General features: G+C 63.3%; 15 protein-coding genes. 7 read left to right on the top strand and 8 right to left on the bottom strand.

Annotation, left to right across the window (positions count from 1 at the left end; all coding sequences use genetic code 11):
* Positions 1 to 61 precede the first annotated feature (61 nt).
* Positions 62 to 946: an SDR family oxidoreductase gene (locus C481_RS14880; protein ID WP_006110094.1), complete on the bottom strand. Its 885-nt coding sequence runs from the start codon at positions 944 to 946 to the stop codon at positions 62 to 64.
* A gap of 209 nt (positions 947 to 1,155) precedes the next feature.
* The gene (locus tag C481_RS14875; protein ID WP_006110093.1) at positions 1,156 to 1,581 is read right to left on the bottom strand and encodes a DUF5791 family protein; all 426 of its coding nucleotides are present in this window, start codon (positions 1,579 to 1,581) and stop codon (positions 1,156 to 1,158) included.
* Between the two features lie 159 nt (positions 1,582 to 1,740).
* Here C481_RS14875 and C481_RS14870 point away from each other — a divergent pair, with 159 nt between their 5' ends.
* Both C481_RS14870 and C481_RS14865 read left to right on the top strand, forming a co-directional pair.
* On the top strand, positions 1,741 to 2,823 hold the full coding sequence (locus tag C481_RS14870; RefSeq protein WP_006110092.1) for a tubulin/FtsZ family protein: 1,083 nt from the start codon (positions 1,741 to 1,743) through the stop codon (positions 2,821 to 2,823).
* Between the two features lie 336 nt (positions 2,824 to 3,159).
* Positions 3,160 to 4,041, top strand: coding sequence for a coiled-coil protein (locus C481_RS14865; protein WP_006110091.1), 882 nt, complete (start codon positions 3,160 to 3,162; stop codon positions 4,039 to 4,041).
* A 129-nt stretch (positions 4,042 to 4,170) separates the two neighbouring features.
* Here C481_RS14865 and C481_RS14860 read toward each other — a convergent pair whose 3' ends face one another.
* Positions 4,171 to 5,214, bottom strand: coding sequence for a hypothetical protein (locus tag C481_RS14860; RefSeq protein WP_006110090.1), 1,044 nt, complete (start codon positions 5,212 to 5,214; stop codon positions 4,171 to 4,173).
* Between the two features lie 381 nt (positions 5,215 to 5,595).
* Here C481_RS14860 and sppA point away from each other — a divergent pair, with 381 nt between their 5' ends.
* From sppA to C481_RS14845, 3 genes are all read left to right on the top strand, one after another.
* Positions 5,596 to 6,606, top strand: coding sequence for a signal peptide peptidase SppA (gene sppA, locus C481_RS14855; RefSeq protein WP_006110089.1), 1,011 nt, complete (start codon positions 5,596 to 5,598; stop codon positions 6,604 to 6,606).
* Between the two features lie 195 nt (positions 6,607 to 6,801).
* Positions 6,802 to 8,256 carry a DUF373 family protein gene (locus tag C481_RS14850; RefSeq protein WP_006110088.1) on the top strand — a complete coding sequence of 485 codons (1,455 nt, stop codon included), beginning with the start codon at positions 6,802 to 6,804 and terminating at the stop codon, positions 8,254 to 8,256.
* Positions 8,257 to 8,304: 48 nt separating this feature from the next.
* A complete protein-coding gene (locus C481_RS14845) occupies positions 8,305 to 9,036 on the top strand; it encodes a diphthine--ammonia ligase (RefSeq protein WP_006110087.1) in 732 nt (243 codons plus the stop codon).
* Positions 9,037 to 9,053: 17 nt separating this feature from the next.
* On the opposite strand, the gene C481_RS14840 is transcribed toward C481_RS14845, so the two are convergent.
* Together C481_RS14840 and C481_RS14835 are read right to left on the bottom strand one after the other, a co-directional pair.
* A complete protein-coding gene (locus C481_RS14840; protein ID WP_006110086.1) occupies positions 9,054 to 9,737 on the bottom strand; it encodes a cyclase family protein in 684 nt (227 codons plus the stop codon).
* A complete protein-coding gene (locus tag C481_RS14835; RefSeq protein WP_006110085.1) occupies positions 9,734 to 10,543 on the bottom strand; it encodes a hypothetical protein in 810 nt (269 codons plus the stop codon). The genes C481_RS14840 and C481_RS14835 overlap by 4 nt, the downstream gene beginning before the upstream one ends.
* 145 nt (positions 10,544 to 10,688) lie before the next feature.
* Between C481_RS14835 and C481_RS14830 the strand changes: the two genes are divergently transcribed.
* The gene (locus C481_RS14830; protein WP_006110084.1) at positions 10,689 to 11,156 is read left to right on the top strand and encodes a DUF892 family protein; all 468 of its coding nucleotides are present in this window, start codon (positions 10,689 to 10,691) and stop codon (positions 11,154 to 11,156) included.
* Between the two features lie 19 nt (positions 11,157 to 11,175).
* Here the strand turns inward: C481_RS14830 and C481_RS14825 are convergent, their stop codons facing one another.
* Both C481_RS14825 and pyk read right to left on the bottom strand, forming a co-directional pair.
* On the bottom strand, positions 11,176 to 11,607 hold the full coding sequence (locus tag C481_RS14825; protein WP_006110083.1) for a DUF7312 domain-containing protein: 432 nt from the start codon (positions 11,605 to 11,607) through the stop codon (positions 11,176 to 11,178).
* A 143-nt stretch (positions 11,608 to 11,750) separates the two neighbouring features.
* Positions 11,751 to 13,505 (bottom strand): pyruvate kinase, encoded by a 1,755-nt coding sequence (gene pyk, locus C481_RS14820; protein WP_006110082.1) that lies wholly within the window; start codon positions 13,503 to 13,505, stop codon positions 11,751 to 11,753.
* Between the two features lie 138 nt (positions 13,506 to 13,643).
* Between pyk and C481_RS14815 the strand changes: the two genes are divergently transcribed.
* A complete protein-coding gene (locus C481_RS14815; protein ID WP_049904685.1) occupies positions 13,644 to 13,856 on the top strand; it encodes a GYD domain-containing protein in 213 nt (70 codons plus the stop codon).
* A gap of 250 nt (positions 13,857 to 14,106) precedes the next feature.
* Here the strand turns inward: C481_RS14815 and metG are convergent, their stop codons facing one another.
* Positions 14,107 to 16,242 carry a methionine--tRNA ligase gene (gene metG / locus C481_RS14810; protein WP_006110080.1) on the bottom strand — a complete coding sequence of 712 codons (2,136 nt, stop codon included), beginning with the start codon at positions 16,240 to 16,242 and terminating at the stop codon, positions 14,107 to 14,109.
* Positions 16,243 to 16,573 lie beyond the last annotated feature (331 nt).

Below are 16,573 nucleotides of genomic sequence, written 5' to 3'. Positions count from 1 at the left end.
AACGGCTCCAACACTCGACCCGCCGTCTCACGCCGGTTGATCGGCCTCGCCAGCACGTTGCCTAGCGAATTGCCTCGACCGCCTCCCGATACCCCTCTCGGAACGTCGGATAGCTGAACTCGTACCCCAGCTCTCGGAGCCGGTCGTTTCCGCAGCGCTTGCTCGTCAGAATCCGACGACGAGCCGGTTCCGAGAGGTCGCCCGCTTCGAGTCGCTCCGCTTTCGTCCGTTTCGGCGGGTGCTCCCGATCGCACGCATCGGCCAGCCAGTCGGCGAACGTCCACTTGTCGACGGGTTCATCGTCGACGACCTGGACGACCTCGCCGCGGGCGAGATTCGCGTCGAGGAGAACGCGAACCGCACCAGCGGCATCGTCCCGATGAACCATATTCAGGTACCCCGCCGTAACCGGCCCCTCGAGATACCGCTCGAGACGGTACCGGTCGGGTCCGTACAGACCCGCATAGCGAACGACCGTCCCGTCGATACCGAACTCGCCGGGATACTCGAGTGCAAGCTGCTCTGCCTCGGCAAGCACCTCGGTCTTGGGCGTCGTCGGCTCGATCGGCGTGTCCGAGCCGACCCAGTCCCCGCCGTGATCGCCGTGAACGCCCGTCGAGGAGGTGTAGACGAGTCGGTCCGGCGGCGTCTCGCGCTCCCCGAAGGCTTCGATCGCCGTCCGAAGCCCGTCGACGTAGATTTCGCGCGCCGCGTCGACTCCCCGGCCGCCGCTGCTCGCCGCGAAGACGATCGCATCGACGTCCGGAACCGCCTCGAGTTCAGCGCGGTCGGTCACGTCCGCCTGGACGGCCTCGAAGCCGGCGGCCTCGATGGCGTCGATTCCCGCATCGGAGCGTCGCACGCCGATCACGTCGTGGCCGCTGGCCGCGAGTTGTCGGCCGAGTTCGAGACCGACGTAGCCACAGCCGAGCAGTGCAACACGCATTGCGGTCATACGATGAACTCGCGGGTGCGGAGGTATAATGACTGTGACTGGGGCTGCGTCTGTGAGTGTGATCGCGCTCGTGACTGCACTCGATGCGAGTCACCGCGGGAGCCGGACTCAGACGGTCTGCTGTACCGGGTTTCCGGCACACCCACAAGACGCCGCAGCACGGTCGCGGCTGTGCCGGCACTGCCTGACGGCGGCCCGTATCAGGGGGCAGCGTCCACGATCACGAACTGAAGGTGAACGTACTCCTCGAACGACATCGGCGCGCGCCGTTCGAGTTTCTGTTGGATCTCCTTTGCATCTAACTCGAGTTCGAGTTCGCTCTCGACGGCGTCCACGTCGAGGACGGCGGTGGACATGCCGAGCAACAGGTGTTCGCAGGCCATCGTGACGACGGTGTCGGCGTCGGGGGCGGATTCGGCGCGGGCCTGGATCTCGGCGGCGTCCTCGAGTGAGAGGGTACCGACCGTCTCGCGATCGAGGTTCGCGATCGTCTCGCGGTCGAGAGCCGTCCCGTCGGCGAGTTCGTCCGCGCCGTGTCGGTCGACGATCGAGGCGAGATCGGCGGCGTACTCGGCGCGCAGATCGGCGGGCGTGTCGGGGACCGTCATCCGCTGTTCGTGGAACATACCGGGTGTGACTGCGGGCTGGCACAAGTGGATTGCCATTCGGGCGTTTTTCGGTGATCGTGCGATGATCGTCACGAACGGCGACGTTGGACGGCACTGGGCCCGGAAACGGGTACGTACACCGGAACGTTCAACACGGTGCACTTATACGATATCTGTATGAAAGTTGCCCTGATCGGAGTCGGTCAGGCCGGTGGGAAGGTCACGGAACGGCTCGCTCGATTCGATGCGGACATGGGCTTTGGTGCCGTCCGTGGTGCACTGGCAGTCAACTCCGCGAAACCCGACCTCCAGTCCCTCCAGGTCGTCGACACGCAACTGATCGGTGCGGACCGCGTCAACGGCCACGGCGTCGGCGGCGATAACGAACTCGGAACCGAGATCATGCAGTCGGACATCCAGCAGGTACTCGGGTCCTTGGACGGCCGCGTGACCTCGAGCGCCGAGGGCATCTTCGTCGTCGCCGGGCTCGGCGGCGGAACCGGTAGCGGCGGAGCGCCCGTCCTGGTCCATCACCTCCAGCAAGTCTATGACGTCCCGGTGTACGCCCTCGGCGTCCTACCGGGGCGCAACGAAGGCGCGCTCTATCAGGCCAACGCCGGCCGCTCACTGAAGACCATCGTGCGCGAAGCCGACGCGACGCTCCTGATCGACAACGACGCCTGGCACGAACAGGGCGAAAGCGTCGAGGATGCCTTCGAGACGATCAACGAGAATATCGCCCGACGAGTGGGCTTGCTGTTCGCCTCCGGCGAGGCCGTCGAGGGCGTCGGCGAAAGCGTCGTGGACTCGAGCGAGGTCATCAACACGCTCCGTAGCGGCGGCATCGCGACCCTCGGATACGCGAGCGAAATCGCGAGCGACGACAGCGCCGAGAACGTCCGGACGGCGATGACGGTCTCGCGCCAGGCGCTGTTGACCGGGACGAGTCTCCCGGACGCGACGACGGCCGACTCCGCACTGCTCGTCATCGCCGGCGATCCCGAGAAGATCCCGCGGAAAGGCGTCGAGAAGTCGCGGCGCTGGCTCGAGGACGAAACCGGCAGTATGCAGGTTCGCGGCGGGGACTTCCCGCTCGAAAGCGACCGCCTCGGCGCGCTCGTCCTCCTCGGCGGGGCCGAACGCTCCGCCCGCATTCAGGAGTTCATGGAGCGCGCACGCGAGGCGAAGCGCGAACAGGAGTGCGAAGAGACCGATCACGTCGAGCAGTTCACGGACGACCGGCTCGAGAACCTCTTTTAACCCCGTCGCCAACCTGCGGACTCGGCGGCATTTATAGGCCGCGACGATCGCAACGTACGAACGAGCGCGGGCGGAATACGACCCCTGATAACGGTTTTCACGGGGTCTACGACCGGTACATTTAAATTGCAAGCACCAGTAGACACCGATACCAGAACGCCACCGGGGCGCGTATCGCTCGACGATCGATGACAGGAAATCTTATTCACCGGGATTTCGCAGATTGTGAGCGATCGCTGTATACAGGACTACGATCGGAGCCGCGGCGACACGCTGTCGCCCCGCTCCGACCGTCGCTACTCCGGTGCGGGTATGGCACAGAGGTTTGACTAACACATGGTAGACGAATCGAAAAACATCGAACTGACAGACGACGACCTCGAAAACAACTCCAAAGGACAGCTCATCAAGATGGCCGGCCAGCTTCGAGACCGGCGAAACGATCTGAACCAGATGGCCTCCGAACGGGCTTCCAGCCGAGACGACCTAAACGCCAAGACGCGCGAAAAGGTCGACGAAGCCCAGGAACACCGCGAAAAACGCGACGAACTGAACGAGAAGGTTCAGGAACACAAGGAGAGCCGCAACGAACTCAACGCCGAGGCCAACGAACTCTTCGACAAGGTCGAGAAGCTCAAGTCGGATATGGAACTCGACGAGGGCAAGGACCTCGAAGAACTCGAAGAAGAAATCGAGCAACTCGAGTTCAAACAGCAGACCGAAGTCCTCTCGAGCGAGGAAGAGCAGGAACTCATCGAGAAGATCGAGAACAAGCGCGAGGAGTACGAAGAGCGCAAGGGAAAGCTCGAGCAGAACGAGGATCTCGAAGAACTCGTCGAGGAAGCCGAGGAAGTTCGCTCTGAGGCCTCCCAACACCACCAGAAGGTCACGGAGCTTGCGGACAAGGCCCAGGAACATCACAACCAGATGATCGAGGCCTACCGCGAGGCCGACGACATCCGTGATGAAGCCGACGAGATGCACGAGAAGTTCGTCGAGGCCCAGGAAGCGGCCGACCAGCACCACGAGGACTTCGTTCGCGTCCAGAAGCGCCTGCGCGAACTCGACAAGCAGGAAGAAGAAGAGCGCAAGTCCGAACGCGACAAGAAGAAAGAGGAAGCCAAAGAGGAAGCCGAGGAGATCTATCAGAAGTTCAAGGAAGGCGAAACCCTCGATACCGAGGACCTGATGAAGCTCCAGAAGACGGGCCTGCTCTAAGGTCGTCTGCGCTCGCTCGATTCGTCTCACGGTCGAGTACGGCATGTTTTGCGTTTCGAACGTCACGATTTACGTCCACGTTTTGCGCTCTACACTCTGCGCTCCGCGCTCTGTGACTCTAGCCGCCGGTTACCATTCCGTCTCGGCATCCCGGTCGTGATCCGTCTCCCGGAGGATAAACGGCCCGGGAGCGAGCGTCCGCTTCGCAACTGTTCCGATGCGGACCACATACGAGAGGAGTAGACAAAACGGGAAGAGCGCGAGCGTGATGACGATCGGGACCACCCAGGTCGCGTTGCTGACGCCGAGCAACGTTCCCGACGCGAACTCCGCGTTCATGTAGAGTATGATCAGGATCGCACCGGCCAGCGGCGGGAGGGAGGTGTAGAGCATCGCCCGTGAGAGGTCGATGAACTGCCACTGGAAGTACAGGGTTTTGACGTGTTCTCTCGCCGGACCGAACATCGTGAGCGTATCGATCAAATCATCGAGCGTTCGGTCCATCTCATCATCGAACTGACCCTCGTATTCCTCGCGGAGTTTCCGCGCCTGATAGATCTTCCAGGAGTAGTTGTAGTCGATCGCCGCACGAACCACCGCGAAGGTTCCGAACTGCGCCGACGAAAGCCGGTCCGAAACCCGCGCTTCGTTCGTGAGCACTTCGTCGGCGTAGGACGTTACGTCCTCTCGAAACGCCTCGTCCGAAGACTCCGCGACGGACTCCTTGAGTGACCCTGCCTGGAGCGCGTTGGTTTTGAGGAGCGCCCGTAGGAAGGCCGCGGGCTCGGGCGGACTCGTCGATCCCAGCAACTCCTCGACCTCGCCGCGAAACGCCGTCGACTCCGCGACCTGATCACGGAGGTCGCCGAGCGGATCGAGTTCCTCGGAAATAACCAGGAGGTTGATCCCAACGATGAGCGTGACGCCAGTGATCAGACTGATAATAAGTGCCTGAAACAATGGCACGGTCGGCGGCTCCGATTCGAAGGTCTCCGGGAACGGAGAGGCATCTAAGAGCCCGATTCCGAAGATAACCCCGAAGAAGACGAGCGCGATCATCCCCGCCAGAAGCCACCGGTTCGCATCCATCTGTACCCAAAGTCGAACTCGAGCGACGGGACCTCCGACCCGCTCTTCCATTTCGTCCGCCGTCTGTTGGTCATCAATCGCCATATCTGTTCTTCACCACGGCCTGCAAAAATAGCGGCCTAGAGACTTCCCTGTCAGGGAGAGTCTCTTCGCGCAATTTGTCCGGATAGGAGCGACAGTTCTCAAACTCGATACTAAACGGCGTTCCGACCGTATTCACTGCGTTGGTTGCCGAAACATAACCTCAATCGGCTCTGTGTCGACCAAAACGGCGATCCAAGGTGTGAAGAACTCCGCTCCGGAGTCGGAGGATATCAACTGTTCTTTCAGGGAAACTGGATCTGGAGGGACCACGCTGGTGAAAGAGCGCAAGAGAACAACAGAACAAAGGCGCGATCGCCGACGCTCGCCGGCGGACGGCAACGGTTAACAGGACAGCACACACACAGAGCAGTATGAATCGAGGTGGAGCCGTTGGTCGAGGCGCAGCGAGCTAATCGACTCGCCGTCGTCGTCGCCGGGACCGTCGTCGTTGCAATCGCCAGTCTGTGGCTGTTCCTCGCCTATCCGGACACGCTCACCGAACTCTTCGGTATCGTGATCGCACTCGGCGTGATCCTCGTCGGGATCCGGTTTGCGGGGACGATCGCAGCGTCGCTGTTTCCGGACTACGACGTCGCCGAGGTTGCGGTCGACGGACCGATCACTCGCGACGGCGGCGGCGGACCGCTTCCGTCACGCCCGCAGTCGACGCCGGCCGACGATATCGTCGATCAGATCGATCGGGCCGACGAGGACGGCCACGTCGACGCGTTACTCCTGAAGCTGAACACGCCCGGCGGCGAGGTCGTTCCAAGCGAGGACATTCGCCTCGCAGCCGAGCGCTTCGACGGCCCGACCATCGCCTACACGACCGACGTCTGTGCGAGCGGCGGCTACTGGATCGCAAGCGGCTGCGACGAACTCTGGGCGCGTGACGGCTCGATCGTCGGCTCGATCGGCGTCATCGGCTCGCGGGTCAACGCCAGCGAGTTCGCCGAGAAGGTCGGCCTCTCCTACGAGCGCTTTGCCGCCGGCGAGTTCAAGGACGCCGGTACGCCGCTGAAAGAACTCGACGAGGACGAACGCGACTACCTCCAGGGACTGATCGACGACTACTACCAGACGTTCGTCGACCGAGTCAGCGACGGCCGCGATCTGGAACCCGAGTTCATCCGCGAGACGGAAGCCCGGATCTACCTCGGCGAGCAGGCCCACGAACTGGGGCTCGTCGATACGCTCGGGACGCGACGCGAACTCGAATCGGAGCTGGCGGAGCGACTCGGGACGGACGAGGTGACCGTCGAAGAGTTCGAGCCGGATCAGCCGTTGATGGCACGTCTCGGAACGGGAGCACAGCGGGTTGCATACGCGTTTGGAGCCGGGGTTGCTGGGATTGCAGACGATCGCGAGTTCAGACTTCGGTTGCGAAACTGAGTTGGTGAGCTGAACTCGGTACTCGGTACTCGCTGCTTACTGCTCGCTGCTCGGCTGCTCGCCACTCGGTGTGGTGTTGCTGCTCGGTACTCGCGTGGTGCGTAGTGCTGCGGTAGGCAGGGGGTATGTCCGCGAGCAGCCCACAGGCACGCGGCGATAAGTGGTTTTATCGTCGTACGGAATGCACGGATAACCGTGACAACGCTGGTCGTCTGTCTCGACCGGACCGACGACGTCGGTCGGAAGACTGGGCTTCAGTCGCCGATCGTCGGCTGGGAGGCTGTTCGGGCTCTCGTTACCGATATCGGACTTGCTGACCCGGAGGACTCGGGAGTCAATACGCTCCTCGAGACGCTGCGGGTCGGCCAGAACCTCCGCGACGAGAACGAGGAGGCGATCGTCGCGGTCGTCTCCGGTGACCGGGAGTCGATGGTCTCGGCGGACAGGGCGGTCGCCCGCCAGCTCGACGACCTCATTGCACAGCACGACCCCGATTCGGCGGTCGTCGTCATCGACAGCGGCGAGGACGAACGGCTGGTTCCGATCGTCGAAAGTCGCGTTCAGGTCGACTCGGTCGATCGGGTCGTCGTTCGGCAGGCCCGGGATATCGAGTCGACGTACTATCTGCTCAAGCAGTTTCTCGCCGACGAAGAACTCCGACAGACGATTCTGGTTCCGCTTGGACTAACGTTGCTCGTCTTCCCGATCCTTGCGATGGTCGTCGCTCCGGCCGAGGGGGCCGCCGCGATTACGACCGTTATCGGACTCTTCTTGCTCTACAAGGGGTTCAGCATCGACGAAATCATAACCGGGTTCGCACACCAGGTGCGAGAGTCGCTTTACTCCGGACAGGTCTCGGTCGTCACCTACGTCGTTGCGGCGGGGCTCACGCTCGTTGGCTTCTTCGTCGGCGCACTCGGCGTTTCGAATCTCGATGGTTCCACCGGAATCGGCATTCCTGCGGTACAGTTCGCGTTCGACAGCGTTCCCTGGTTGACGATGGCCGGTCTTACCGCAAGCGCCGGGCGACTGTTAGACGAGATCATCGGCGAAGACCCGGTTCGACGGTCCTACCTCAACCTGCCGTTTATCGCCGTCGCCGTCGGTCTCGTCATCCGCGGGTTCTCCGCGTACTTCCTCGAACAACAGCAGCTACTCTCCTCGATTGCGATCGTGGAGACTGAACTCGGGCCGCTGACCGTCGAGGGATTCTCGCTCGCGCCGGGCGAACGGCTCGCCGTCTTCGTCATCAGCGCGATTCTGGTGAGCCTGATCGGTGCCTGGATCGCAACCGCAGTGAGCAGTTCGGACGACGGCTCGTCCCCAGGATCAGGACCAGGACCAGGACCAGGAACCGGTGACGGGAACCCGGGCACCCGTCCCCGATCAGAACTCACGGACGGCGGACCAGGATCGAACCAACCCGCGTCCACGACACCGCCGTCAGCCGATGTCGAGGTTGTAACCGACGCCGACAGCACCGAGTGCAGCGACGGTGAAACCGAAACCGGACAGCACGCTGGGGCTGGCAGTTCGGATACCCGCGATGATTCGAACGCCGACTCGGAGCGCGAGTCCGAGGGCGAATCTGACGACGACCGCGAGCGCACCACGACAGCCGCGTCCGAACGCGATGCTGAAGACCGCTAATCGCCCGCGACTCGTCACGCATTTACTCCCCCGCTCCCACCGTCTGCTATGAGCGACAGCGACGCAGACGGCGCGTGGGTGAGCCTCTTTTCCGGCGGGAAGGACTCGTCGTGGGCGCTGTACCGAGCCCTCGAAACCGGCCTCGACGTCCAACGACTCGTCACGGTCCACCCCTCCGAAGAGTCCTACATGTACCACGTCCCCGCGACCGATCTCACCGCGCTGGCGGCCGAGAGCATCGGTATCGACCTCGTCGATGTCGACCCTGCAGATCTCGAAGCCGACACCGCCCGCGATTCGAGCGCCCAGGGCGACGCCGAACTCGAACCCCTCGAAGCGGCCCTCGAAGAACTGGACGCGGATCTCGACGGGGGCATCGCGGGCGTCACGGCGGGGGCGGTCGAGAGCGAGTTCCAGACGAACCGCATCGAAGCGATGTGCGACCGACTCGACTGTGAACTGTTCGCACCGCTGTGGCAGGAAGACCCGCGAGCGCTCGCCGAGGCGATGCTCGACGCCGGCTTCGAGATAAAGATCATCCAAACCGCGGCTTACGGACTCGACGAGTCGTGGCTCGGGCGCACGCTCGACCGCGACGCTATCGCCGCACTCGAGACGCTCAACGAGGAGTACGGCGTCCACGTTCTCGGCGAGGGCGGCGAGTTCGAAACGCTCGTCGTCGACGGGCCGCATATGGATCGGCGGATCGACCTCGAGTACGAGACCGACTGGGACGGGACGCGTGGAACGATACGGATTCTGAACGCCGAACTCGCGTAGTCTACTCCGAGTCGTCGTCAGAACGGACCGTCGTCCAATTGGCCGTCCGAGTCGATCGCGACGGCTCGAATCGGTGCTCCATCGGCTTCCGCGATTGGGAGGGGAAAGGCGACGAGCGTGACAACCGAACCGCCCGCTGGCAGCGATTCGAGGCCCGTGAGGTTCTCGATAACGAACAATCCGTTCCCGAGCAGCGTGTGGTGGGCTTGAAATCCCGCCGGTTCCGAATCCGTCGCGTTCTCGGTCGGCGTCGGGTCCGGATTAAGCGTATCCAGACCGACGCTCCAGTCCGCCTCGCGACAGCGTTCGGCGGCTCCCGGCGTCAGGTACGGGTGATCGAAGTACCGATCCGTGCCCCAGCACTCGTCCCAGCCGGTGTGACAGAGCAGGAGGTCCGCAGTGCCGTCCGGGACGGGTAATTCGGCCGCCCCGATCGGTTCCCGTAGCGATTTATCGGTACAGTCGACGAGTCGGGCGTCGAAGACGAACTCGTCGACGGCGATCGAGTCGAGTTCAGATCCGTCGCGGAAGACGTGACTCGGCGCGTCGATGTGCGTCCCGGTGTGGCTGCCACAGTGGAGTGCGGCAACGTGATAGCCGTCATCTTCGACCGTTGCCGCCGGCGTGATGTCGACCGGCGGATCGCCGGGAAAGACGGGCATACCGGACCGAATCGAGTGGCTAAGGTCGTAGTAGGTCATGGGTCGCTGTCGGTCATTTCGCTTTCGCTCTCGAACGACCGTGTTTCGGCTTCGAGTGCAGCCCGCGCGTCGTCGACCCACGCCGGTTCTTCGAGTTCGATGTCGTCGCCGCGGGTGAACTCGCCGACGGTCGTTCGTGTCCGCTGGTTGCCGTCAACCGTCCATTGGAGGCCGATCTCGTAGGTTTCGATAGCCCCGGATGGTGTAATGGTGATATTAAACTCCATGAACGCCCCATCGGATAGATTTCCGGCTCCTGTGAGTCGGTAGCGCTCGGCCCCTCCGGCGGTCTGTTCGACGGCGACCGAGTGCTCGACTTCGTCGAATCTGTGGATCGATACCGGAAGACTCGGCGAGTCGGGTCCGGCCGTCCGAGAGAGTACGTGTGTCTCTCCAGTTGCGTCGATGACGCGACCGAGGTCGTCGTCGGCCGAGCGCCACTCTTGGCGGCGGATGGGCCGTTGCGTTTCGTTCGCTTCGAGATAGTCGGGATCGTTCTCTCGGACGGAGTACGCTGCGTCGTCGGTGACGGTCTGTGTCCTGTTCGCGACGTTGCTGATGGTCTCGGTTTCGTCGTACCGATACGTCGTCTGCGTCCGCTCGAAAGTGGCGCTCTCGAGTACACTGCGGTGAGCGGTCGAAAGCGCAACGGTGTCGGTGATCCCGCTCTCGCTAAGGCCGGGAGCGAGTTCGTCGTCGACGGTGAGTGGCTCCCGTTCCCCGGCGTCCGGCGACGATTCGAACGCGCTACAGCCCGCAGCCGTTACGAGCAAAGCGACGAGGAGGGCGGTGGCGAGGCGACGCATTGGTGTCGTCACCTCGACGGTCACGCCGCGATCACATAGGCGTTCGGTAGACTAACTGAGATGAGCGGCGTCCCGGCGTGACCGCAAGCGCCGGGTTTCACACGACGGCCCAATCTCTTTGCGATTCGGCACTCCCACCTCTGGTATGATCGAGAACGAACACGATCTGTTCATCCGGACGCTGCGCGAGTTCTATCACATCGAACGCGAACTCGAGGACCTCCAGTCGGAACTCGCCGACGCCGCCACCGACGAAGAACTCGAGGAGTTTTACATGGCCCACAGCGAGACGACAACGGAGCAACTCGGGCGCATCGAGCCGATCTTCGACGCGATCGAGGCCGACCCGGGTGTCATCGAGAGTGACGCCCTCGACGCGCTCCGAAGCGAGCGCGACGACCTGGTCGGAGACATTCGGGACCCGGTCCTCGGCGACCTCGTCGAAGCCGAACTCGGGCGGTCGATCGAGCGACTCGAGATCACGAAGCTAGAGACGTTGCTCGCGCTTGCGGATCGAATGAATCTGCCGGACGAAGTCGTTGGGCCGCTCGAAACGACGAAAGCGGAGGCGACGACGGGTCTCGAACGAGCGCAGGAACGCACGGAAGTATAGGGAGCCCGGACGGGGGATACTAGAACGTAACCAACACGACGCGAGCGAGGACGAGAATCGTCGCCGCCGCTCCGAGCGCGACGAAGATGATGTGTTCGAGGGACGGATCGCCGGATTCGATCGGCGCTGAGCTCGGTTCGGGTGCGTACGGGTCGTCCGTATCGTCACCGGCGTGGCGCTCGCCATCTCGTTTCTCCCCGTCGGTCCCACTCGCGGAGAGGTCGATCGGAATCCGTTCGGTGGTTGATCCCGTTCCGGCTCCACTCCGTTCTCCGTCACCGGCCCGGTCACCTCCAGCCCCAGCAGTTGTCCCCCACTCGTCCGCCTCCCCGTGCTCGCCATCGGTCGGCTCGTCGGCCGTTCTCTTCGATCCGTCCGACCCAGTTGCACTCGTCTCCGACGTGCTCCAGTCGTCTTCGCGGCTGTCGGGTCCGGACGTTTCATCTGCCATACAGTGTCGTACTTGCCGCGGCGTCAAAAATCCGCCGTCCCGAACGCGGGTGATCCTGGTCTGCTCCGTCTCGCGTTCTTCGGCCCGACGTTACGGTCAGCGGCCAGAATCGACCGCCCGAGCGCCGTTCCCGTTCTCGCTACCTACCGATCCGTTCGATCCCGAATGTCACCCTCGTAGACGACCCCTCGTTCCGCGTCGATGGTGACGACCGTTCCCGTCTCCATCTCGGAAATCGTCGCACCGCTTACCATCGGCACGTCCATCTCTCGTGCCACCAGCGCCGGATACCCCGTCATCCCTCGCCGAGCGTTGACGATGCCGCCGATCTTCGAGACATCACCCGTAAACTCCGCGTCGAACTCCGTCGGCAGCGCGAGGATCGCCCCCTCCGGTACGTCGGTGAGATCGCCATCCTGAACTCGGGCAAGCGGCCCGGTCGCACGACCCTCGACGACGACGCGGCCCGTCGTCAACGCCTCCGCCGCGACGTGGACCTTCAGCATGTTCGTCGTATTCGCACCCTCGAGTTCGGTCATCATGCCACAGAGGACGACGACGGTATCGCCGCTCTCGGCGACGCCGGCTTCCAGCGCGGCCTGGACGGCTTTCTCGACGACGGCGTCGGCTCCCTGGTCGGAGACTTCGGCGTACAGCGGTGTAACGCCCCACGAGAGGGCGAGCCGCCGGCGGACGCGGTGGCTCGGCGTCGACGCGACGACCGGGACGCCGGGACGGTACTTTGCGGTTTTCAGCGCCGTGTAGCCGGATTCGGTCGCCGCGACGATGGCATCGGCACCGATGTCGCGGGCGAGGAAACGCGCAGAGCGTGCCAGGGCGTCCGTTCGAGCCTCGCCGGCGGCGGGAACGCGCTGTTCGAGGAGTTCGGCGTACTCCTCGGACTGTTCGACCTCGCGGACGATGCTGTCCATCGCGTCGACGACCGCGACGGGGTGGTCGCCGATCGCGGTCTCCGCGGAGAGCATGACGCCGTCGGTACCGTCGAGGACGGCGTTTGCTACGTCCGAAGCCTCCGCTCGGGTCGGTCGGCGGGCGTGGACCATCGAATCGAGCATCTCCGTCGCCGTGATAACCGGGAGACCGGCCTCGCGACACCGGCGGATGATGCGTTTCTGGATCATCGGTACGTCCTCCATCGGACATTCGACGCCCAGGTCGCCGCGGGCGACCATGATTCCGTCCGAGGCGTCGATAATGTCGTCTAGGTTGTCGACGGCGCCGGCGCGTTCGATCTTCGAGATGATCGGAATCTCCGCGCCGGCGTCCTCGATGACCTCGTTGACCTCGTAGACGTCCGCCGTATCTCGGACGAAACTCGCCGCCACGAAGTCGACTTCCTTCTCGGCGGCGAGTTCGAGATCCTTGCGGTCGGACTCGGTGACGACGTCGAGGTCCAGGTCGACGCCGGGGACATTGACGCCCTTTCGGCCGCCCAGTTCGCCGCCCGTATCGACGTGTGCCACCACGGCGTCGCCGTCGCGTTCACGGACGGTCGTTTCGATCAGTCCGTCATCGAGCAGAATTCGATCGCCCGGTTCGACGGCGCCAACCGGCAGCGAGAGGCCGACGGTTTCGGGTGTTGCATCGTCCCCTTCGACGAACCTGATCTCCGAGTCGGTTTCGAGCGTGACCGTCTCTCCCTCGGGGAGCGGCGCAGTCCGGATTTCCGGCCCCTGCATGTCCAGCATGACGGAGACGGGTTTCTCTCGTTCCTCGTCGACCGAGCGAACGCGGTCGATGAGTGCGGCACGATCCTCGCGAGTTCCGTGACTCGCGTTCAGCCGAGCAACCGACATGCCGGCGTCCGCGAGGTCCCGGATCGTCTGGCGATCGCTCGAGGCAGGACCGAGCGTACAGACGATCTTTGCGTTTCTCATGCCTTGTGCTATCGCGAGCACGGCCAAAAAGATAGGTGACTTACTCGAAGGCGAGTGTTTCTGTTTCCATCATGTGCCACGGCAACCGTTTTCAGCATTCACGCGTAGTGACGTGATAGGCTAGCGTATGCCTCTCCCATCGAACTCGAAAACCGGGACAGACGAAACGCGCAGGAACTCGCATCGACTTGGGGCGAGGTGAGGGTCGAGTTCGACCGGTACGGCGCTGCGTTACGCGATGCGTACACGATCCTCGGCGAGCGCGATTTTCTGGCCATTTTCGAGACCGAAGACAGGGAGGCCGCGTTCAAATCGGCGCTGACGCTTCGTCGCCACGGATTGAACGCGTAGACGATGGAACTCATCGATACGTCGCAGTTCTTGCAGTTAGTGGACGAAGTGTGATCGGAAATTGGGGATCGGGGGTGGGGATCGAGGGATCGAAGAGCAGGAATCGAGAACCGAGAACCGAGAACCGAGAATCGGTACTGTTGGCATCGCTTCCGTTATCGCCGCTGGTTCGTCTCGAAAGCGAGAGTAAGCAAGCGCGAGCGCAGAAGCGAAAGCCCACGAAATCGAGAACGTGAACTCGAACGGCCGTCTACTGCACCTTTTCGCCGACGACGGCGTCGTCGTGGGTCGTCAGCAGATCCGCCTCGTCACCTGCAGCGAGGATCATGCCGTTGGATTCGACGCCGAATAGCTCGGCGGGTTCCATGTTCGCGAGCAGGATGCACTTCTCGCCGGGGAGTTCGTCGAGGTCGTGGAGTTGCTTGATCCCGGCGACGATCTGGCGGGTTTCGAAGCCGATGTCGACCTCGAGTTTCGCGAGGTCGTCCGCGCCGTCGATTCCCTCGGCCGACTCGATACGCCCGACGCGAATGTCGAGTTCTTGGAAGTCTTCGAAGCCGATGCGGTCCTCGAGTAGCGGTTCGAGGGCGTCGGTGTCTGCCATGGCAGCCGATTCGTCCGGGGCGGTGTCGTCGGTTTCGTTTTTGGTCTCCGTTTCTTCGCCTTCGCCTTCATCTTCGTCTTCATCGCCGCCCGCCGCCGCGACGCGTTCTGCGAGTTTCTCGTTGAGTTCGTCGACGCGGTCGTCTTCGATCTTCGCGAAGAGTTCACCGGGTTCGTCGAAGGTTCGGGGCGGTGCCTCGAGCGCGTCTTCGAGGTGGGCGTCCGCAACGTCGCCGGTCTCGCCGAGTTGCTCCCAGAGTGCCTGGGCCTTGTCGGGCGTGATGGGTTCGATGAGGACGCCGACGGCCTTGGCGATCTGGACGCAGTCGCGGATCACCTGCTGGGCGCGCTTGGGGTCGTCGTCGGTGAGCTTCCAGGGTTCGTTGCGCTGAATGTACTCGTTGCCGAACTGGGCGAGCTGGGTCGCGGCCTGCCCGATGCCCCGGAGCGAGTAGTCGTTGACGGCCTCGCGGGTGTCGCCGATCGCACCCTCGATGCGTTCGGACACTTCTTCAGAGATATCCGCCTCGGGGGTGCCCTCGTAGTTGCGGTAGGCAAAGAGCAGCGAGCGGTACCAGAAGTTGCCGACGGTGCCCACTAACTCGCCGTTGACCTTCTCCTGGAAGGCGTCCCAGGAGAAGTCCACGTCCTGCTGGAGGCCGCCGGTGGTCGTCAGGTAGTACCGCAGCAGATCGGGGTGAAAGCCCTCGTCGAGGTATTCTTTCGCCCAGATTGCGCGGTTGCGACTCGTCGAGAGGCCCTTGCCGTTGATCGTGATGAAGCCGGTCGCGGCGACGGCGCGGGGCGTGTTGTAGTCGGCACCCTCGAGCATCGCGGGCCAGAAGATGGTGTGGTGCTGGATGATGTCGCGGCCGATGACGTGGACGATCTCGCCGTCGTCTTCCCAGACGCGCCGCCAGTCGTACTCGTCGGTCCCGACGCGTTCTGCGTACTGCTTCGTCGAGGAGATGTACTCGACCGGTGCGTCGACCCAAACGTAGAGGACGATATCTTCTGTGGTCTCGTCATCGCCGTTGGGATAGTCGATCCCCCACTCCATGTCGCGAGTGAGACACCAGTCTTGCAGCCCCTCTTCGATCCACTGGCGGGGCTGGTTGCGCGCGTTCGACGTTCCTTCGAGCCCGTCGAGGAACTCGGTCAGGAAGTCGGTGAACTCCGAGACTTCGAAGAACTTGTGCGTGCGCCCGCGGTACTCCGCCGCGTTCCCGGTGACCGTACTCTTCGGATCCTCGACTTCGCCCGGTTCGAGGTGGCGCTGACAGCCCTCGTCGCACTCGTCGCCGCGGGCCTTCGCGCCGCAGTAGGGACAGGTTCCCTCGACGTAGCGGTCGGGCAGGTACTGGTCCGCGTCGGGGTCGTACGCGACCTGGATCTCCTTCTCGTAGATGTAGCCCTCCTCGTCCAGCGTCCGGACGATCTCCCGGGTCAGTTCCGTGTTCGTCTCGTCGTGGGTGTGGCCGTAATTGTCGAAGTCGACGTTGAACTTCGGAAACGTCTCCTCGTACTGTTCGTGCCACTCCAGCGCGAACGCTTCGGGCGAAACGCCCTCCTGCTCGGCGTTGACGGCGATGGGGGTGCCGTGCATGTCCGACCCGGAGACGTAGGCCGTTTCCTGGCCGAGCGTTTCGAGCGCACGGCTGAACGCGTCAGCGCCGATGTATCCCCGCAGGTGACCGATGTGCAGGTCGCCGTTCGCGTAGGGCAACCCGCAGGTCACGACCGCGGGACGGTCCGTCGGAAAGTCGTCGTTGGTAGTGCTCATATGCGTGGTCAGTCGGTCGCGGGCGTAAAACCCGCTGGTTTCGATTTCTCGCCGGGACGCGTTCCTTGTCACTCACAAGCCGCGAACACACCCGGCGAACAGCTGAACTCGGGTACCCGAGTTTCGACGCCGCGAGAAGCCTGTATTCCGTATGACCGGTCGCGTTCGCGGCACTCCACCCGGAGACGGCGCTGTCGCTACATCCGCATGGGAAGAGAACAGTCAGCGTCGACAGCACGCGTCGTCATTGGTAGGCACACGTACGGGGTCGCGCTCTATAACGTTGACGTGTGCCGGACCGGTTCGATTCAGTATTCGGCCGTCTCCCGTC

It is taken from the genome of Natrialba asiatica DSM 12278 (genome assembly GCF_000337555.1).
Taxonomy (GTDB): Archaea; Halobacteriota; Halobacteria; order Halobacteriales; family Natrialbaceae; genus Natrialba; species Natrialba asiatica.
Note: the sequence above shows the minus strand (reverse complement) of the source record. Positions and strands in the feature narration are given on the sequence as shown.

Bases quoted from the DNA above. Each gene is read 5' to 3' on its own strand.
- C481_RS14880 (WP_006110094.1), bottom strand. From the start codon at position 946: ATGCGTGTTGCACTGCTCGGCTGTGGCTACGTCGGTCTCGAACTCGGC.
- C481_RS14875 (WP_006110093.1), bottom strand. From the start codon at position 1,581: ATGTTCCACGAACAGCGGATGACGGTCCCCGACACGCCCGCCGATCTG.
- C481_RS14870 (WP_006110092.1), top strand. From the start codon at position 1,741: ATGAAAGTTGCCCTGATCGGAGTCGGTCAGGCCGGTGGGAAGGTCACG.
- C481_RS14865 (WP_006110091.1), top strand. From the start codon at position 3,160: ATGGTAGACGAATCGAAAAACATCGAACTGACAGACGACGACCTCGAA.
- C481_RS14860 (WP_006110090.1), bottom strand. From the start codon at position 5,214: ATGGCGATTGATGACCAACAGACGGCGGACGAAATGGAAGAGCGGGTC.
- C481_RS14845 (WP_006110087.1), top strand. From the start codon at position 8,305: ATGAGCGACAGCGACGCAGACGGCGCGTGGGTGAGCCTCTTTTCCGGC.
- C481_RS14840 (WP_006110086.1), bottom strand. From the start codon at position 9,737: ATGACCTACTACGACCTTAGCCACTCGATTCGGTCCGGTATGCCCGTC.
- C481_RS14835 (WP_006110085.1), bottom strand. From the start codon at position 10,543: ATGCGTCGCCTCGCCACCGCCCTCCTCGTCGCTTTGCTCGTAACGGCT.
- C481_RS14830 (WP_006110084.1), top strand. From the start codon at position 10,689: ATGATCGAGAACGAACACGATCTGTTCATCCGGACGCTGCGCGAGTTC.
- C481_RS14825 (WP_006110083.1), bottom strand. From the start codon at position 11,607: ATGGCAGATGAAACGTCCGGACCCGACAGCCGCGAAGACGACTGGAGC.
- pyk (WP_006110082.1), bottom strand. From the start codon at position 13,505: ATGAGAAACGCAAAGATCGTCTGTACGCTCGGTCCTGCCTCGAGCGAT.
- metG (WP_006110080.1), bottom strand. From the start codon at position 16,242: ATGAGCACTACCAACGACGACTTTCCGACGGACCGTCCCGCGGTCGTG.